The sequence below is a fragment of the Chryseobacterium ureilyticum genome, assembly GCF_900156735.1.
Classification (GTDB): domain Bacteria; phylum Bacteroidota; class Bacteroidia; order Flavobacteriales; family Weeksellaceae; genus Chryseobacterium; species Chryseobacterium ureilyticum.
In genome coordinates this window covers 114,820-134,269 of the sequence record NZ_FTOL01000005.1, presented here as the reverse complement: position 1 = coordinate 134,269, position 19,450 = coordinate 114,820, and the positions used below count along the sequence as shown (strand labels likewise).

At 34.5% G+C, this 19,450-nt stretch carries 17 protein-coding genes; 14 read left to right on the top strand and 3 right to left on the bottom strand.

The window, feature by feature from the left end; translation table 11 throughout:
* Positions 1-167 precede the first annotated feature (167 nt).
* The 4 genes from BW983_RS15330 (at position 168) to BW983_RS15315 (ending at position 3,554) form a co-directional block, all read left to right on the top strand.
* Entirely contained in the window at positions 168-917 is a 750-nt protein-coding gene (locus BW983_RS15330; RefSeq protein WP_076552774.1) for a nucleotidyltransferase domain-containing protein, read from the top strand.
* Positions 918-928: 11 nt separating this feature from the next.
* Entirely contained in the window at positions 929-1,660 is a 732-nt protein-coding gene (locus BW983_RS15325; protein WP_076552773.1) for an ATP-grasp domain-containing protein, read from the top strand.
* Between the two features lie 87 nt (positions 1,661-1,747).
* Positions 1,748-2,269, top strand: a complete 522-nt coding sequence (locus tag BW983_RS15320; protein ID WP_076552772.1) for a hypothetical protein — start codon at positions 1,748-1,750, stop codon at positions 2,267-2,269.
* Positions 2,270-2,495: 226 nt separating this feature from the next.
* A complete protein-coding gene (locus BW983_RS15315) occupies positions 2,496-3,554 on the top strand; it encodes a nucleotidyltransferase domain-containing protein (RefSeq protein WP_076552771.1) in 1,059 nt (352 codons plus the stop codon).
* A 77-nt stretch (positions 3,555-3,631) separates the two neighbouring features.
* On the opposite strand, the gene BW983_RS15310 is transcribed toward BW983_RS15315, so the two are convergent.
* On the bottom strand, positions 3,632-3,973 hold the full coding sequence (locus tag BW983_RS15310; protein ID WP_076552893.1) for a TfoX/Sxy family protein: 342 nt from the start codon (positions 3,971-3,973) through the stop codon (positions 3,632-3,634).
* Between the two features lie 166 nt (positions 3,974-4,139).
* On the opposite strand from BW983_RS15310, the gene BW983_RS15305 reads away from it, so the two are divergent.
* The 7 genes from BW983_RS15305 (at position 4,140) to BW983_RS15280 (ending at position 12,095) form a co-directional block, all read left to right on the top strand.
* Positions 4,140-4,655, top strand: a complete 516-nt coding sequence (locus BW983_RS15305; RefSeq protein ID WP_076552770.1) for a DUF2975 domain-containing protein — start codon at positions 4,140-4,142, stop codon at positions 4,653-4,655.
* Between the two features lies 1 nt (position 4,656).
* Positions 4,657-4,860 (top strand): helix-turn-helix domain-containing protein, encoded by a 204-nt coding sequence (locus tag BW983_RS15300; protein ID WP_045494476.1) that lies wholly within the window; start codon positions 4,657-4,659, stop codon positions 4,858-4,860.
* A gap of 164 nt (positions 4,861-5,024) precedes the next feature.
* Positions 5,025-5,897 carry an ABC transporter ATP-binding protein gene (locus tag BW983_RS15295; protein ID WP_076552769.1) on the top strand — a complete coding sequence of 291 codons (873 nt, stop codon included), beginning with the start codon at positions 5,025-5,027 and terminating at the stop codon, positions 5,895-5,897.
* A 2-nt stretch (positions 5,898-5,899) separates the two neighbouring features.
* On the top strand, positions 5,900-8,266 hold the full coding sequence (locus BW983_RS15290) for an ABC transporter permease (RefSeq protein WP_228409021.1): 2,367 nt from the start codon (positions 5,900-5,902) through the stop codon (positions 8,264-8,266).
* Positions 8,267-8,320: 54 nt separating this feature from the next.
* Positions 8,321-9,070, top strand: coding sequence for a M1 family aminopeptidase (locus BW983_RS24370; RefSeq protein WP_228409020.1), 750 nt, complete (start codon positions 8,321-8,323; stop codon positions 9,068-9,070).
* Positions 9,071-9,237: 167 nt separating this feature from the next.
* A complete protein-coding gene (locus BW983_RS15285) occupies positions 9,238-9,687 on the top strand; it encodes a MarR family winged helix-turn-helix transcriptional regulator (protein ID WP_076552768.1) in 450 nt (149 codons plus the stop codon).
* Entirely contained in the window at positions 9,684-12,095 is a 2,412-nt protein-coding gene (locus BW983_RS15280; RefSeq protein ID WP_084184513.1) for a TonB-dependent receptor, read from the top strand. Before BW983_RS15285 ends, BW983_RS15280 begins: the two co-directional genes overlap by 4 nt.
* A 407-nt stretch (positions 12,096-12,502) precedes the next feature.
* Here the strand turns inward: BW983_RS15280 and BW983_RS15275 are convergent, their stop codons facing one another.
* Positions 12,503-14,761, bottom strand: a complete 2,259-nt coding sequence (locus tag BW983_RS15275) for a polyribonucleotide nucleotidyltransferase (RefSeq protein ID WP_076552766.1) — start codon at positions 14,759-14,761, stop codon at positions 12,503-12,505.
* A gap of 212 nt (positions 14,762-14,973) precedes the next feature.
* On the opposite strand from BW983_RS15275, the gene BW983_RS15270 reads away from it, so the two are divergent.
* The 3 genes from BW983_RS15270 (at position 14,974) to BW983_RS15260 (ending at position 18,526) form a co-directional block, all read left to right on the top strand.
* On the top strand, positions 14,974-16,206 hold the full coding sequence (locus tag BW983_RS15270) for a hypothetical protein (RefSeq protein ID WP_076552765.1): 1,233 nt from the start codon (positions 14,974-14,976) through the stop codon (positions 16,204-16,206).
* 258 nt (positions 16,207-16,464) lie between these two features.
* Positions 16,465-17,877 carry a sugar MFS transporter gene (locus BW983_RS15265; RefSeq protein WP_228409019.1) on the top strand — a complete coding sequence of 471 codons (1,413 nt, stop codon included), beginning with the start codon at positions 16,465-16,467 and terminating at the stop codon, positions 17,875-17,877.
* A gap of 289 nt (positions 17,878-18,166) precedes the next feature.
* The gene (locus BW983_RS15260) at positions 18,167-18,526 is read left to right on the top strand and encodes a DUF4260 domain-containing protein (protein ID WP_076552763.1); all 360 of its coding nucleotides are present in this window, start codon (positions 18,167-18,169) and stop codon (positions 18,524-18,526) included.
* 4 nt (positions 18,527-18,530) lie between these two features.
* On the opposite strand, the gene BW983_RS15255 is transcribed toward BW983_RS15260, so the two are convergent.
* A complete protein-coding gene (locus BW983_RS15255; RefSeq protein ID WP_139329294.1) occupies positions 18,531-19,301 on the bottom strand; it encodes a hypothetical protein in 771 nt (256 codons plus the stop codon).
* Between the last annotated feature and the right edge of the window lie 149 nt (positions 19,302-19,450).

The following is a 19,450-nucleotide window of genomic DNA, read 5'->3' as shown; positions in this document are numbered from 1 at the left end:
AAAGTGCAATATTAGTGAAATAAGGAGTATTGTGGGTAATGTTTGTACAATGGATTGAGGATGGATAGAGAGAAAACAGATAATAGACGAAGAGATGAAAGACAAAAAACTCTACGTAAGTACATTGCGCACAACATCTCTTACTTTGCACTATAAAATTGAAAACAATGACACCAAGAATATTAGAAAAAATAAAAGAAGTAGAAGCTACACGTGGTGTAGAAGTACTTCTTGCTGTTGAATCCGGAAGCAGAGCCTGGGGTTTTGCATCGCCTGACAGCGATTATGACATACGTTTTATATACCGTCATGAAAAAGACTGGTATCTTTCTCCATGGGATAAAGATGAAACGATAGAATTTATGACCGAAGATGATCTGGATGGTTCCGGATGGGATCTTAGAAAGACTTTTCATCTTTTACTGAAATCGAATGCCGCTTTATTGAGCTGGTTTTACTCTCCTATTGTTTATACGGAAAATACAAAGTTTGTGGAGCTTTTCCGACCACTGGCTGATGCCTGCTTTTCTCCAATAGCGGTTTCCTATCATTATTTAAGCATGAGTAAAAAATATCTGGAAGCCTGCAGAACTGATGAAGTAAAATTAAAAAATTATTTTTATTGTCTGAGAACTGCACTTACAGGAAAGTGGATCATAGAAAAAGAAACGGTTCCACCAGTATTGTTCAGTGAGTTGCTTGTTTTAGTAAACCATGAAACCAGAATAAAAATAGAAAATCTTATAACTTTAAAAGCCACCAAAGAAGAGGCTTATTATCATCCGAATGATTGGGAATTGTTTGGGTTCTTGGAGAAAACCATAGCTTATAATGAGGAAAAATCGAAGGGTTTGAGTGGTGGAAAGCCAAATAAAACTGAGATGGAAAGGGTTTTTAGGGAAATATTAAAAATGTAAAGAAAAACAAAATGAAAAATATAATAGCGCTCTCTCCAATATACACGGAAGACAGCAACAATCTAAAAAAAGCGTCACTTAATTCGCCTTATCAACTGAGTCGTTTCAATGCAAAATGGGATGTTCCTGAAGAATTTCGCACCGATGTGATTGCCGTATATGGGGAAGATATCTATTCCGAAATTGTTGCTGAACAATGTAATCTGACTTTAACAAAACCAAAAGATAATTGGCTTGCTGATATTTCAGAAGAGTTTACAAAACGTAAAATTTTCTATGGACAATTGAAAGATTTTATTAACGAGGAAAACATTTTCATTAAATGTTCTGACTTTAAAAGTTTTAAAGCAGGAGTCTATTATAAAGTGACAGATATTAAAGGTTTTGATACTGTAGATCTAAACTGTAGTGTTTTCACTTCAGAAGTTGTAGAATGGGAACTTGAAGTAAGATGTTTTGTTTTTAATAATGAAATAAAAACCTATTCCTCCTATTGGCGAAACAACAACTTCAATACAAATCCACTGTCTGAAAATGAAAAGAATAACCTGTTTAAATTTTTCAAAGATTTTATTCAGAAATACTCTTCAACATTACCCAATGCGATTGTATTAGATTTTGGGATTATCAAAGGGAAAGGCTGGGCATTAATTGAAGCTAACCCGGCTTGGTGTTCAGGGTTATATGCCTGTGATGCAGAAAAAGTACTGGAAGTTGTTGTTAATAGCTGTATTAAAAATTAAAATTATCATTTACTAATCAATATCATTTATATTTTATTTATGAGTTAAACAATATTAATTATATTTACCAAAAATAAACTAACATCCATGAAAAGAATATTACTATTATTATTTGTAATTTCATTATCTTCTTTATCCGCTCAAAAAGCTACTAAAACACCTAAAGCTGCTATTACAAACAAAGAAACAAAACCAACCAAAGAAGAAACGATGGATTGGATTGCAGGAAAAATGAAAGAATATTTAACCGGGGGAAGAGAATTTGTCTCATATGAAAAAGGAATTTTCATTTATCAGAGAGAATTTGGAGGCGGAGGATTAAGTAACCTTTGCACAAACAAAGTCAACCTAAATAAACTTACCGGAATAAGCGATGAATATTCAAGCGATTTTTTTGTTTATGGACAAGGTCTAACTTCTACAAAATGTACAGAAGATCATAGCGAGATTATTTACAACGGAATATCAATTAGTGGACCTAATTACAAGAAGTATGGAGTTCCTTTCAGTTTTGGAATGGATACAAACCTTGTAGAGAGACTAAGAAAGGCATTTAAGACTTTAACAGATTATAATTCAGCGAAGAAAGATCCGAACGAAAAATTTTAATTTGCTAAATTACATTAATAGATATGACCTTCAAATAAAAAATTGAAGGTCTTTTTTATAAATATAACCTCATATTATAAAGGAAATTTTAAAGATTACACGATTAAAAAAGTTTTATCCAAAAAGTTACACTGCTTTCCTACAAACAATGATGATCATGTTTTACTCATTGCCAGATATATCTAGGAATTTATTTTTCACCTTATTTTTTATATACAATTAAATAATGACCATCCAAGACCTCAAAAATAAAAACCTAATCCTCTTCGAAGCCATTTCCGGTAGCCGTGCTTTCGGACTTGCCACAGAAACTTCAGATACGGATATCCGTGGAGTGTATTATTTGCCGAAGGAAGATTTCTTTGGATTGAATTATATTCCGCAGATTTCAAATGAGACGAATGATATTACCTATTATGAAATCGGGAGGTTTGTGGAGTTGTTACAAAAGAATAACCCTAATATTCTGGAGGTTTTGGCGAGCCCGGAAGACTGTATACTTCATAAAGATCCGATAATGGATTTACTGAAACCGGAAGATTTTCTTTCTAAATTATGCAAAGATACCTTTGCCGGATATGCTGTTTCTCAGATTAAAAAGGCTAAAGGTCTTAATAAAAAGATTCTGAATCCCATGGATAAAGAAAGGAAGTCTATTCTTGATTTTTGCTTTATCCTTGAAGGGCAAGATTCTGTTTCATTGAAAAAGTGGTTGTTAGCAAAAAGAAAAGTTCAGGAAAAATGTGGATTAACAGGTATTGATCATACAAAGGGGATGTTTGCCTTATTTTATGATGATTCACAAACATTAGGATATAAAGGAATTATCCAGCATGAAGAAGCCAATCAGGTTTCTGTATCTTCTGTTCCAAAGGATGAAAAACCGGAAGCTTATCTGTTCTGCAATCTGGATGCCTACTCTACGTACTGCAAAGATTACAGGGAATACTGGAAATGGGTAGAAGAACGCAATGAAGACCGTTATAACGTCAACAAAACTCATGGACAGAACTATGACAGCAAAAATATGATGCACACCATCCGTTTGTTGCAATCCTGTGAACAGATTTTTAAAACAAAATCATTACAGATTCGGGTAAAAAACCGTGATGAATTGCTGAATATTAAAGCCGGAAACTGGTCGTATGAAGCAGTACTTCAAAAAGCGGAAGCTCTTATACAGTCCATTGAAAATCATTATATAGAATCTAATCTCCCAGATTCTCCGGATCTGGAAAAAACAACAAAAATTCTGATCGAAATAAGAGGAAAACTATACGCATGAAACATTGATAATGAGTAATGAATAGTGGGAAACTACAACACTAGATTCCCACTCTAATACTCTCAAACCCATAATCTTCACCTCTTCGAAACTTTCGCCTTCGGATTATAATCAAGGCAGATTTTTATCCAGTATTCGAAATCATTCGCCTTTTGGAAACCTATGGGCTCTACATAGCAATATCCTTTAAGTTGTTTTGCTTTCATGATCATCGGTAGAAATCCTTTCCTTTCCGAAACCTCATCTTCCAGCTCAGCATCGTAGCGACACATCAGATTATCATGACTGATATTAATACACATCTTTCCGTTCACCAGAAAAGACAGCCCGCTGAACATTTTCTTCTCTTCAACTTCAATATTATCCTCAATGGAAAGCCGTTCACGCACCCGATCTGCAAGTTCTGTACTATAAGCCATGATTTCATATTTTATCATTTAAAATTAATTAAAAAACGTTGATTATCACAACATTAATTTCACTTCATTAATACATAAGGGTTTTAGAAAATAAAATTTTATTTAAATTAATTATTGTTTTACGATAATTAATTATACATTTGCAATACTAATTAATGATCGTGATATGAACCAGACCAAAATTATTTCAACAGTTTTATTTTATATCTGCTCCATCTTATCGGGAGGATATTTAATAACCGCAGTATACTCCATGTTCTGCCTTGCGACAGATTTCTCTGTGACGCCTTATAAAAACGGCAAATTCCTTCACATCAATTATCCGTTTACAGAACAGCCTTTCCTGAATATAGAAAACAATTATCCTTATATTATCTTTTCATTTATGCTGGTCTTATTTTCTTATGGAATCTTTTTCTGGCTCTCTGCAAAAGTTTTTAAGGTATTTTTTCAGCCAAAACTTTTTACCAAAGAACATATAGCTCAGCTTAAGAGATTTTACCTGTTTAATATTTTTATTCCGCTTCCCATAGTGATTATCGCGAGTTTCTTTGTGGAAGTAGAAAGTATGATCTGGGGACTGGTGTTTATTCACTTTATGCTTGGAATTTTCTGTCTGTTTCTTGCCAATATATTTAAGCAAGGACTACATTTGCAAAACGAACAAGATTTATTTATTTAAAATGCCAATTATAGTCAACTTAGATGTCATGCTAGCCAAACGAAAAATGCAGAGCAAAGAATTGGCAGAAAAACTGGGAATCACTCCCGTCAACCTTTCTATCCTGAAAACCGGAAAAGCCAAAGGTGTGCGCTTTGACACTCTTGAAGCGATCTGTAAAATCCTGGAATGCCAGCCTGGAGATATTCTGGAATACAAGGAATAAATACAGGTGAATCCTTAGTTTAAAGTTCAAGATGTAACGTTTAGAGTGTGAAGAGATCAATTCGGTCTCTCATCTCTTCGTCTATTATTTATCCTTCTTATTATTCAACACAACAGTAGTCCTCAACAGGATTGCCTCACTTTCTATTATCCAAACTCAACATTATGAATACCTTATCTATCAACAACCTTAACCTTACGTATAAAAATGGTTTTCAAGCCATTAATAACATTTCACTGGAAATAAAAAACGGGATGCTTGGGCTTTTAGGTCCGAATGGAGCCGGAAAATCTTCCCTGATGAAAACTATCGTAGGTTTGCAGAAACCCAGTTCGGGAAACATTTTTTTCAATGATATTGATGTTGTTAAAAACCCGGAATTTATCAAGAAAAACTTAGGATTTCTTCCACAGGATTTTGGAGTTTACCCTAAAATTTCAGCCTATGACCTTCTTGACCATATCGGAGTATTGAAAGGCATTACAGATAATAACATCCGTAAAAAACAGATATTAAATCTGTTTGAAAAAGTTAACCTTTCAGATTTCCAAGACAAGGAAGTTCATACATTCTCAGGAGGAATGAAGCAGCGTTTTGGGGTGGCTCAGGCATTATTGGGAGATCCTAAGATCATTATTGTAGATGAACCTACCGCAGGATTAGATCCCGAAGAACGAAACCGTTTCAATATCCTGTTGAATGATATCAGCCAGGACGTTATTGTTATTCTTTCCACCCATTTGGTTGAAGACGTAAGAAACCTGTGCTCTGAAATTGCTGTGATGAATCATGGACAGATCATCAGAAAAGGGGAACCTAAAAAATTAATGGCTGAATTGGAAAATAAAATATGGTCCAGATCTTTAGATCAGAATAATCTGGAAAACTTTTACACCCAATATGAAGTTATCAGCAGACAATTGATAGAAAGAAAACATCATATCACCGTATTTTCTGAAGAAACGCCTAAAGATTTCATGCCTGTAAATCCTTTACTGGAACACTTTTACTTTTATTCTTTAACTCAAAAACCTTAGTCATGAACGCCATATTTTCCTTTGAAGTCAGACGCAATACCAAGCACTGGCTTACATATCTTATTGCCTTAATTCTTGTATTTCTCGGTATTTTCTGTGGTAATCAGTTCAATCTTTCCGTAGGAGAAGGAATTTATCTAAACTCACCTTACACTATTGGATTCATGACCGGAATGCTGAGTCTTTCCATCATATTTTTTGCAACGATTTATGCTTTACAGATCTTATTTAAAGAGCAGGATTCAAAATTTGATAATGTTCTCTTCTCATATCCTATCTCAAAACAGACTTACCTGAAAGGAAAATTTGGAATCTATTTCCTACATACATTTTTAAGTTTTGTCTTTCTGATGCTGGGCTTTATCATAGGACAGAACCTTCGTAACGGAAGTGAAATTCAGACGGGATTCAATAGTATTCATTATCTCTATCCTTTGTGCATTTTCGGATTCATCAATACCTTTCTGGTGTGCAGTTTTCTTTTTCTACTCTCATTTACCCGCAGAAAAAAGCTATTGGTAGTGATTGGGGGATTGTTAATTTATGTTTTATACATGATCATTTTGCTATTCTCCAATTCACCTTTCATGGCTGGAAGCATACCTCAATCTTTAGAAACACAACAGATTTCAGCCATTTTAGATCCTTTTGGATTATCCTCTTACTTTATGGAGGCAAGATCACTTACTGCTAAGCAAAAAAACACGCAGATTGTACCTATCACGGGATATTTACTTTTTAACAGGATCATCTTCCTTCTTATATCTTCAGGGCTTCTATTGCTTACTTTAAAGCTATTTTCCTTTTCTGCTATTTCAAAACAAAAAGCAAAGAAAACAATTACCCTAACTGATTCTTTATCTAATATTTCACAAACGAAATACTCTACAGTTCAATCTGATTATGGAATAATTTCTTACTTGAAATCAATACTATCATTTGCTAAAATTGATTTGATATACCTCTTCAAAAGCATTACCGTGCCCGCAGCTTCTATACTCCTGATCTTTGCCGTCGGGATGGAAATGTATGCCGAAATTGAAAAAGGAATTCGTCTTCCTCAGAAATATTCCAGCTCGGGACTTCTTGCCACAACTATTTCAGAGAATTTCCACTTCATTGGGTTGATCATCACTGTCTATTTTATTAATGATCTATATTGGAGATCCCGTTCATCAGGTTTTATTCTGATTGAGAAAAGTACTTTTTATTCAAAAAATAAATTAGCAGGACATTTCTTTTCCATAAGTATTTTATTGTTCTTTTTTTCTGTCATTTTAATTGTGGAAGGCATTATCTTTCAGGCTGCATATCAATATTTTCATATTGATTGGAATGCTTATCTCGCTGTTTTTCTTTTCAATACTTTTCCGCTCATCTTATTTTCCGGATTCATTTTGTTGATTAATGATAGAATTCCTCACAAGTTTATTGCTCTGGGAATATCTGTTTTGGTTGTTTTCACCCTTGCTGGTCCCGCTTCCGGCAAACTTCTTCCCTATCCTCTTATCAGAATATTTTCAGATTTCAAAGGGACTTACAGTGATTTTAATGGGTATGGAATTTATGAAAAGGCGTTTGCACAAAGATTATTATTTGGTGCTGGAGTTATTGCTTCATTATGGATGTTAAATGCTTTGATTAAGCTTAGAAAAATTCACTTTAAGCAATTACTTTTCACCATTATCTTGTGTATTTCAGGAATCGTTGCAGGAAGTTATTTTATGAAAGGCTATCTTCCTAAAGATCCAGAGAAAGAGATTCAGAGTTCGGCTCAGTATGAAAAGAATTTCCGAAAATATGAAAATTTCCCACAACCTGATATTACGGATGTCACCACTGAAATAAAGCTCTATCCATCAGCGAATTATTATGAAATTACCGGAAAATACATCTTAAAAAATCAAACCGAGAAATCCATCGATAAAATCCTGATCAATTTCAATGCTGATCTTAATCTGGAAAAGGCAATATTTAAATCTGAGACTGAAACCATAAATATTGCCCAAAATACTTCTAAAATATCATTAAAAAAAGCATTACCACCTAATGCCACAGCTTTCCTGGAATTTAAAATCTCCTATAAATGGTTTGCAGTAAATGGACATCAGTCTTTTAATGCCATCATTGAAAACGGTTCCTTTATGAGGATCAGCAGGTATTATCCAACCATCGGTTATCAAAAGGATTTTGAAATTCAGGATCAGCACGTTAGAAACCAATATAAACTTGGAAAATTAACTAAAATTTCAAAACCTGAAGCTCCGGAAATGTCTAAAAAAGACTTTATCAATCTCAACATGATTGTTTCTACTGAAAAAGAGCAGACCGCTATAGGAACCGGTGATCTGGTAAAATCATGGACGTAATCAGACCGAAATTATTTTCAATATAAATCAGAGAATATTCCTTTCCGTTTTGCCGTGTCTTCAGCAGAATACCAGGTAAAAAGTATTGATTACAAAGGAATAATCATAAATATTTTCTATCATAAAAAGCATTTTGAGAATGTCAATCATCTTCTTGAAAATGCCAAACTTACATTGGATTATTGTCAACAGAATTTTGGAAAATACCCTTTTAAAACAATCAATTTTGCTGAAATATCTTCGTTTACCAGAGGCTTTGCTGCCACTGCCTATCCTTCTGTCATCTATATGCCTGAGGATATGGTTTTTCACGCCAATATTCATGCAGATCAAAAACAAGATGTGATTAACGAACTTGCTGGACATGAGCTGTCCCATCTTTGGTGGGGAAACAGCCAGATCAATCCTGATAATAGAGAGGGCGCAGTAATGCTCACTGAAACTCTTGCCATGTATACAGAAATGATGCTTTATAAAAAGATGCATGGAAAAGCAAAAATGATGGAAAGAATAAAGGTTCATCAACAGATCTACGACAATGAGAAAGGATTATTCGAAGATCTCCCCATCTACAGAGCTACGGGAGACGTTCCTCATATTTCTTATTCCAAAGGAGCTGTGGCGATGGTTCAATTAAGTGATTTAGTAGACGAAAATAAGGTAAATACAACATTGAAAAACTTCCTGAACAATAATCAGTATCCCAAGAAACCCTCTTCAATGGATTTGCTTCATGAGTTTTATAAAATCGCTCCCAATGAACAGATCAAAAAACAGATCGATCAATTATTTAAAGGAAAGTAATTTTTTTATTTGAATGTAATGCCTTTCAATACAGGAAAAATGAGTGATAACATTTACAGTTGATGATGTATTATTAAAAATATTTTCAGAAAGATGTAACAAAAGAAAATTGTGATCAACAAATTAATTGACATATCAATAATTGATAAGTCATTATATCTGAAAGTATGGAAAAATTAAATTCAATTATATTCTACAACATAGACAAAGCTATAAGAGCCTACAGAAACTATGCACAACGTCAGCTGAAATCGCATGGATTTACCATAACGATTGATCAGTGGCTTATCATCAAAGCGATTCTGGAAAACCCGGGAATTACTCAGAATGAAATTGGTGATCTTGTTTTTAAGGACAATGCGTCTGTGACGAGAATTATTGATTTAATGGTAAAATCTGAATATGTCACAAGGCATGCTCATCCTAAAGACCGCAGAAAAACAAATCTGGAGGTGACAGATTCCGGCAAAAAAGTAATCCGAGAGGTTCAGAACATCGTAGAAAATAACCGGGAAGTTGCTTTGAAAGGGATCACAAAGGATGAGCTTGAGGGTATGTATTCGGCTTTGCTTACTATATCAGAAAACTGTCTTAACCCTAAAAATAAAACACTATGACCAGAATATTTTCACTCATTTTTATCTGGATACTGATGTTCTTTAGCAGCTTACTTTCAGCCCAGATACAGAGTTTCTCATTGTCCGGAAATATAAAATCCGACAAAGCAGAACAGATGGAAATCAACCTTTTGGATGCCAATAATAAATTAATTAAAACAGAAATTGCAGATTCCAACGGGAAGTTTGGATTCAATGATCTGAAAGGCGGAACTTATCGTTTAAAAATCAACAGAAACGGCTCTGAAGTTTATCATTCTGAAACAATTTCGGTGGCTAATAATACAACACTTCCCTCTATTGATCTTAATGTAAAAGCAATTGAAGGCGTTACCATCACCAAAGCCAAACCAATGATCGAAAGACAGGACGGTAAAATGATCATGAATGTAGAAAACAGCATTGCCAGCACCGGAAATTCTGCTTTTGAGGTATTGGAAAAGGCACCGGGCATCAATATTGACAATAATGATAATATCAGCCTTAGAGGGAAAAGCAATCTTCTGATCCAGATTGATGGTAAAAACACGCCAATGACAGGAAATGATCTTGCCAATTATCTTAAAGGAATTCCCTCTTCCACCATTGATAAGATAGAATTTATTACGAATCCTTCATCAAAGTATGATGCAGCAGGGTCTTCGATTATTAATATCAAACTTAAAAAGGAGCAGAGAAAAGGGACTAACGGAAGTGTTTCCACTTCATTAGGAATGGGGAAATACGTGAAAAACAATAATAGTTTTACTATCAATCACAGAAATAAAAAGATCAATATTTTCGGGAACTATAGCTATGCCTACAGGGAAGCATATAACTGGCTGGTTCTGGACAGAAATTTCTTCAAGGATAATAGTTTCGAGAAAGCTTACATTCAGGATAATTATCTGAAATTCAAATTCAATAATCATATCGCTAAAGCCGGGATGGATTATTATATGAATGATAAAAACGTTCTTGGATTTTCTGTAGGGCTTATTTCGAATTCTTTCAATCTCAATGGTGATAATTCCAATACAACGCTTAACAGTCTTTACAAACCAGAGAGTACTTTTAATACTCAAAACATATCGAACGACAAATGGACCAATGTTTCATTTAATGTAAACCACAAATATACTCTTGATTCTTTAGGTTCGGAGATCTCTACTGATTTTGATTATATCAATTATTCAAATTCTTCTCTACAAAATTTTGAAACAATAACACACAAGATAAATGATGGCACAGATCAGCTTGATATCATGAAAGGTGATCTGGATGGAAAACTGAATATCTATTCATTAAAATCTGACCTTACCAAAAATCTAAAAAATGACTGGAAGCTTGAAAGCGGAGTTAAAACCAGCTTTGTAAAAACGGATAATGATCTGAAGTTTTTCGATGTCAAAAATAAGGATTTAGTTCCTGATCTTAGAAAGACTAATCATTTTATTTATGAGGAAAACATCAATGCGGTTTATGGAAATCTGTCTAAAAAGTGGGATAAATTCAAAGCTACAGCTGGTTTAAGGTTAGAAAACACTAATGTAAAAGGTACGCAGGTTACTACCAATCAGATCAACAAACGAAATTATACTCAATTGTTTCCAAGTGCAGTATTATCTTACGATTTGACGGAAAAAAGTAATCTGGAAGTGAATCTAAGCAGAAGGATTACAAGACCCAGCTACAATCAATTGAATCCTTTTAAGCTTTATCTCGATCCTACCACCATGAGATCTGGAAACCCGGATCTGAATCCCCAGACAACTATGAATTATGAGCTGACCTATAGTTTAAGTAACAAATATTTCGCAACATTAAGCTACAGCAAAACCTCAGACAATATTACAGATATTCTGAAACCGATTGTAGAAGATGGAGAAAATGTAACGGTACAGACTTTTGAAAACTTAAATTCTGCTTCTTATTTCGGGTTATATCTGATCGCTCCGGTAAAGGTTACAAAATGGTGGGATATGAATAACAGTGCCAATTTCTACTACGGATCTTACACCGGAAATGTTTCGGGAACACAGATCAATAATAAAGGTAATTTTACTTTTAATATTAATAGCATCAATTCATTCAAACTTGGAAATGGTTTTACCGCAGAATTAACCGGAAATTACAAAGCAAGAGAAGTATATGCTTATTTGAATATGAGCCCTTTTTGGTCCCTGAATATCGGTGCACAAAAGAAGTTTAAGAATAACAGCGTACTGAAGTTTTCCTTCACGGATGTATTTTTTACAGGTAATATAAAAGGACAAACCAATTATACGGATTATATCGAAAACTTTGCGGTAAAAAGAGATACGCGTGTAGTGACGCTTTCTTACACTTACAATTTCGGATCTTCTAAAAACGGACAGCCAAGAAAAACCGGAGGAGCCGAGGACCTTAAACAGAGAATCGGAAGCTAGATTTTATGCAGTTGCTAGAAAAATACGAAGATGAAAATTCTTTTATGTGCATAATGCTTTAAGGTACAAGATTATCTGCAATAAATTTGAATATTGTTAATCTCTCGTGGATTTTGCAGATGACGCAGATGATAATAGATGTATACAAAATAAAGATTTTTAATCGCCACGAATGCACGAATTATTTTTTACTTATAACTGCATATAAATAATTTATTCGTGCATTCGTGGCAAAAAAAAGCAGTATCCTTACTGAGAATCTTTGATTCTCTTGCGCCCTAAAACAGTATTCTATTAAAAAACTTTGCGTCTTTGCGTCTTTGCGTCTCTAATAAAAAATTAAGCAATATAAAACAAAAAATCCCTCAAAATTGAGGGATTTCTTTTATATCTAAGAATAGATCTTATTAAGCTTCGTTAGAAGGAGTTTGATTTTCCGCAGGTTTTTCACCTTGTGGTTTTTGTCCTTCAGGTCTTCTCTGCCCCTCAGGTCTTCCTTGACCTTCTGGTCTTCTTTGCCCTTCTGGTCTACCTTGTCCTTCTGGTCTTGGAGGTCTTGGTAAAAGAACTTTACGGGAAAGCTTCATTTTCTTACGATCATCGTAACCCATGAACTTCACTTCTACTTCATCACCTTCAGCATAAGGAACTTTGTCTAAACGAGCCCATTCAATTTCTGAAATATGAAGAAGTCCTTCTGTTCCTTTAGCAATAGCTACGAATGCACCGAAGTCCATTACTTTCACTACTTTACCTTTGTAAACTTCACCGATAACCGGTACGAAAGTAATCTCATTGATTCTTGCAATAGCAGCATTGATTTTCTCTCTATCTGTACCAGAAATTTCGATACGTCCGATTTCTCCCATCTCTTCGATAGCAATAACCGTATCTGTATCTTTTTGTAATTGTTGGATAATTTTTCCACCAGGTCCGATTACAGCACCAATGAAATCTTTAGGAATCTCCATTACAACCATTTTCGGAGCGTGAGGCTTCACGTCTGCTCTTGGCTGAGAAATTGTTTCCGTGATTTTGTTCAGGATGTGTAATCTTCCGTCTTTAGCTTGCATCAAAGCTTTCTCCATGATGTCCATAGAAAGTCCCTGGATTTTGATATCCATCTGACAAGCAGTGATACCGTCTGCAGTACCTGTTACTTTAAAGTCCATATCTCCAAGGTGATCTTCATCTCCTAAGATATCAGAAAGTACAGTAAATTTACCTGATTTTGTATCAGTGATCAGACCCATTGCAATTCCTGAAACAGGTTTTGTAATCTGAACTCCGGCATCCATCAATGCTAATGTACCTGCACAAACGGTTGCCATTGAAGAAGAACCATTCGATTCTAAAATATCAGAAACAATTCTGATTGTATATGGGTTTTCTGCAGGGATTACTGCTGTTAATGCTCTTTGAGCTAAGTTTCCGTGTCCTACTTCTCTTCTTGAAGTACCTCTTAAAGGTCTTGCTTCACCAGTTGAGAATGGAGGGAAGTTATAGTGTAAGAAGAATCTTTCGTCGTGTTGCGTGATTACGCTGTCGATCATGTTTGCATCCTTTACAGAACCTAAAGTTACAGCTGTTAAAGACTGAGTTTCACCTCTTGTAAAAATTGCAGAACCGTGTGCTCCCGGAAGATAATCAATTTCTGACCAGATTGGACGGATTGTTTGTGGATCACGACCATCAAGACGGATGTTGTCTTCAAGGATCATCTGACGCATAGCTTCTTTCTCTACGTCATGGTAATATACTTTAACGAAAGGAGTTACTCTTGTTAATTCTTCTTCATTTTCAGCATATTGCGCTAAAAATTCTTCACGAATCGCTTTGAATTTATCTCCTCTTTCTTCTTTATTAGATGGAGTTCTTGCTACTTCATATACTTTGTCATAGCACTCTTTCCATACTTTCTCACGAATTTCTTCATCGTGATCTTCATGGCTGTATTCTCTTTTAGGGAAAGATTTTCCTACTTTCTCAGCTAATCTTTCCTGAGCCTCGATCTGTTTTTTGATCTCAGCATGAGCGAAGTTGATTGCTTCAAGCATTTCCTGCTCAGAGATCTCCTTCATTTCTCCTTCCACCATTACGATTGAGTCTTTAGTAGCTCCAACCATAATGTCGATATCTGATTTTAATAAATTTTCATAGCTAGGGTTCACTGCCAATTGCCCGTCAATTCTTACTACTCTTGCTTCAGACATTGGTCCGTTGAAAGGAATATCTGTAATAGCAATTGCTGCAGAAGCTGCAAGACCTGCTAAAGCTTCAGGCATTACTTCTTTATCGTAAGAAATTAATGAGATCATCACCTGTACTTCCGCGTGGAAATCTTCAGGGAAAAGCGGACGTAATACTCTATCCACCAATCTCATAGTAAGCACTTCATCATCCGATGGCTTTGCTTCTCTACGGAAGAAATTTCCAGGAATTCTTCCACCTGCATAAAACTTTTCTCTATAATCTACTGTTAATGGTAAAAAGTCTACACCAGGATTTGCTTCTTTGTTGGCTACAACAGTTGCTAATAGCATTGTTCCACCACATTTCACCACTACAGATCCGTCAGCCTGCTTAGCCAGCTTCCCCGTTTCAATAGTGATTTCCCTTCCGTCTGCAAGGGCAATCGTTTCTGTAAACGCTTGAGGTATACTCATAAATTTGCTTCTTTATACTCCGTATTGAGTATGATTAATATTTAAACTCTTTAAATTTTCGTATGCAAAGGTACTAATAATAATGATATATTATTTTTTTCGAATGAATAAATAATACGTCAAGTTCTGGCGTATTGACTCATTACTTTTGCTTCAGAGATAAAAATTCTCTAAAAAACCTCATTATTTATATTAATACAAAAAACAAAATTATGACTTTTACCGATGTCTTTTTTTCAACAGCAAATACTAATACCGACAGTCTGGTACAGCTTATTGATAGTTATACCAATGAAAATGTTAACTTTAAACAAACCAGTGTATGGATCGACGGAACAGCAATGGATGATACCAAAGTTGATAACATCATCTACCGCAAAAAAACAAATCTTTCGGGTAATACTTTTTATTATCTAAGAACTGATGTTTTAAGTGGCAATTTAGATGTAAGAATATTCGGGGTAAAGGCTGATGATATTCAAGATGACTCTTCAGCATTACAGTCAGCTTTCAATACTGCTTGCAAACTGGGGCTTAATATTCTTCTTCCTTCCGGAACCATGAAAACAACTCAAGGACTTGTTTTAGACTTTTCATTACAAGAAACCGTAATGAGACGTATTCAGATCATTGGAAAAGGAGTAGGAAATTCTATAATTAAAAATTCTGGACCTACCTCTATTGCTTTGTTTATTAAAGGACCGGCAGACCCTTCCACACCACCGTATTTTTCTATCAGCGATCTTACAATCACTAAACCGGAAGAACAAACGCGCTATGGAGCCGGGCTACTAATTCAGGATTTTGTGGGTGCTAATGTTAACAATATTGAGATTTCTTCTTTTGATATCGGCTTTCAACTGATTAATACCTGCAATGCTCAGATTTCTTTTTTGGTTTCTAAGTTTTGTAATTATGGGATGTACAATGAAATAGCTTCTGAGGGATTTACTCACCCCAACCTGCTTAATTTCCGTAATTGTACTTTTTTAGGTAATGTGATGTATGGCGCTGTCATTATTTCCGGGCATGCAGTGAAATTTGATTCTTGTGGTTTCGAAGGCAACCTTGGAGTAGGGCTTCAATTTACATTTGGTGGTTATAATGGTCGTGAAGCTTTAAGCTTAATTAATAATTATTTTGAAGGAAACGCCAATCATGATCTTTATTTTGAGACTACCTCAATGACTGCTTTATCATTAATTTCTAATACGTTTAGTAAAAATATTGCAGGTAGAGCCAGTGATGTTGTTATTAATAATTTATCGAATGATAAGGTACATATGAGTTCACTAAGCAATTCTTTTGCTTACTATCCAAGTCCAGATCCTACTAAACCATCATATGTACCATCTGCTGCTTCCAAAAATATTTTATATATGGGAGATTCTTCAAAATTTCATTTGCTACATAATGACATGCATCAGTCAAGTTTAGAAAGCTAATTGGTTTTTCATCAATCACTATAAACAGCCCAAAAGGCTGTTTTTTTTTATTTTAAATAGTATTGTTTAATTTTTTATTGTCCCAAAAAAAGAAAATGGTATTTTTATCGTTCAAAAAGTATACACCTCATTATAAAAACCATTAAAATAATTGCAAAACCATAGGCTGATCCCTATATTTGCCCTGCTTCACAAAATAACAATGCTGTAGGCAAAAAAAGTTAAGGTGTTATCCTTAATACAGATAAATAAATGTTTATGAATAAAGAAGTACAATCTCAAAGCAGGAATTATACGGTTCCATTGATCACCATCACCCTGCTGTTTTTTATGTGGGGATTCATCACCTGTATGAATGATATTCTGATCCCTTACCTGAAACAACTTTTTAAACTTACCTTTTTTGAATCCATGCTGGTACAGTTCTGTTTCTTCGGAGCGTACTTTATAGGATCTTTAATTTATTTTCTGATTTCCATTTCCAAAGGCGATCCTATCAATAAAGTAGGATACAAAAAGGGAATTTTATTCGGAATCGGTTTGGCAGCATTAGGATGTATTCTATTCTATCCGGCTGCTACATTCTCTTATTATCCTTTATTCCTCGGAGCCTTATTTATTTTAGGTCTAGGATTTACGGTTTTACAGATTACCGCCAACGCATATGTTTCATTGCTTGGTTCGGAAGATTCGGCGTCCAGCCGATTAAATATGACTCAGGCTTTTAATGCATTCGGTACTACAATCGCTCCGGTATTGGGAGGACATTTGATTTTTGAGTTATTTTCTGAACCAGACGGAACTTTCAGTGCGGTAGCAACAAGAATTCCTTATTTAATCTTTGCAGCGATTCTTTTATTGGTAGGTTTATTAATTTCAAGAGTAAAACTGCCTTCATTTCAGACAGAAACGGAAGAAAGTGTACAAGGATGGGGCGCATTGAAATTCAATCATTTAAAATTCGGAGTTTTCGCGATGTTCTGCTATGTTGGAGGAGAAGTAGCGGTTGGAAGCTTTATCATCAGTTTCCTTGAAGAGACTATGAAATTTAATGAGGCAATCAGTAAAAACTATCTGTCATTATATTGGGGAGGTGCCATGATCGGGCGTTTCTTAGGAGCTATTTCATTAAACCATTCAATCAGTCAGGCTAAAAAAGCTATTTACATGCTAGGTGCAGCAGCACTGGTTTTCTTAGTAATTTTCAGTATTGTAGATCTTAGCTTTGCACAAATCAGCTTCTTCCTTGTGTTTATATTACTGAATTTCGCAGCATTTTTTGTTGGAAAAGCAGCTCCTGCAAGAACACTTTCTATATTTGCAGCCATTAACGTTATTCTACTGATTTCCACAATGGTAAATCATGGCGAATTGGCAATGTACAGTGTTTTAGGAATCGGGATTTTCAACTCAATCATGTTCTCTAATATTTATACATTGGCGATTTCAGGATTAGGAAAATATACAAGCCAGGGATCTTCTTTAGTGGTTATGGCTATTCTTGGAGGTGCTATTGTTCCTATTTTTCAGGGGTATCTTGCAGATCAGTTTGGAGTACAGCATTCGTTTATTATTCCTGTATTCTGTTATCTGGTCATTTTAATTTTCGGTGCTTATTGTACCAAATATCTGGGACATGTAGAAAGTACTGAAGCCAAATCAGGACATTAAATAATACACATATAAATAAAACAATAGGCTGTTTCATCTTTTTGAAGCAGCCTGTTTTTATGACTTCTTCCTATGCCCCTATGTGGTAACAAACAAAAAAATATTTTAAACCTCATAGATTACATATATCAATTACTAGATATTATCGCACATTATAAAACAGGCTGATTTTATAAAACCTTATCGTCTTTTTAGCCACGAATTCACGAATTATTCTATCCATCATAGCCTGTAACTTTATCTTGGAAATTACGACCTATTTTACAGATCACTTAAATTTTCTATTCTGATGAACATCCAATTAAAACTCGAATATGCTGCTTTTTTAGCCCTTGGAATTCTAGCTTTTGCACATACAGAATACTCCTGGTGGTGGTTTGCTGGATTATTCCTTGCTCCGGATATTTCTATGCTGGGATATACCTTTAATAATAAAGTAGGTGCATTTTGCTACAATCTGTTTCATCATTTCGGAGTGGCTGTCGCCGTTTATCTTATAGGAACAGCCTTATCGCTTCCCTATTTACAGATGGCTGGAGCTATTTTATTCTCCCACTCTGCTTTTGATAGAATATTAGGATATGGACTAAAATATCCGGATAGTTTCCAAAATACACATTTAGGAAAGATTGGAAAAAACAAAGAATAATTGATTATCCCCACCAAAACTGATTTAGGTAATAATATTCATTCTGATGTTCTATGACAAAACAATTATCGTAAAAGGTTTTATAGGAAAATATACGGGTGATATCATAAATAAAAAGAGCATCAATTAAAGCAAAAAGTGTATTAGAAAATGCTTTGGAATTTTCTGTATTCCCTTCGGTATCGTGTAAATACCTTTCTATAAAACTTTTCAAAAGCTGTTTATATTCTATGACGTTCAATTCTTCAATACTATCATTGATTTCAAGCTCAATTTCCGAAATTGCTTTTCCTTTATAGAATTCAAAACTTTCAAAATAATTTCCACCAGCAAATTTTCTTTCCATATAAGGGTTTACAGCCATCAGAAACCCTTCAATAAGATTCATCTTATAGTTTTCATTAAAGACCCTATCTCGATAAGTATCTGGAATTTCATAATTATATTCTTCGAAATATCTGAAAGCTTTACTTGCTAACCAAACAGTACGAGTACTGATAATATGCCCTTGCTTCAACTCTATCTGATTCATTAAAAGCTCATTCACATAAAACTCACGTCCATACCAAAGATCATTTCTCTGAACCATATCAGACATATCATCATCTGTAATTTCTACATGAGTATCTTGCACACTCATCTCCTGTAGATTTTCGTTAAAAAAAACATATGTATAACCTCCTCCAAGATCAGCCTCTTTAGCAACTGCTCTATATTCATCCTGAAGCAAGTTTGTTTTTAATGCCATCTCTTTATTTTTAAAACGTATTTTCATATTATATTTTTTAGTATTATTTCTTGAGGCTTTCTGTTTTTGATAATACAAAGTAAAAAATTAAATACGCAGTCTTATTGCGCAGAAAAAACAATGTGATAATTTTATTTTGGAATCTATATTTCAACTTCATCTCAGATGATGAGATA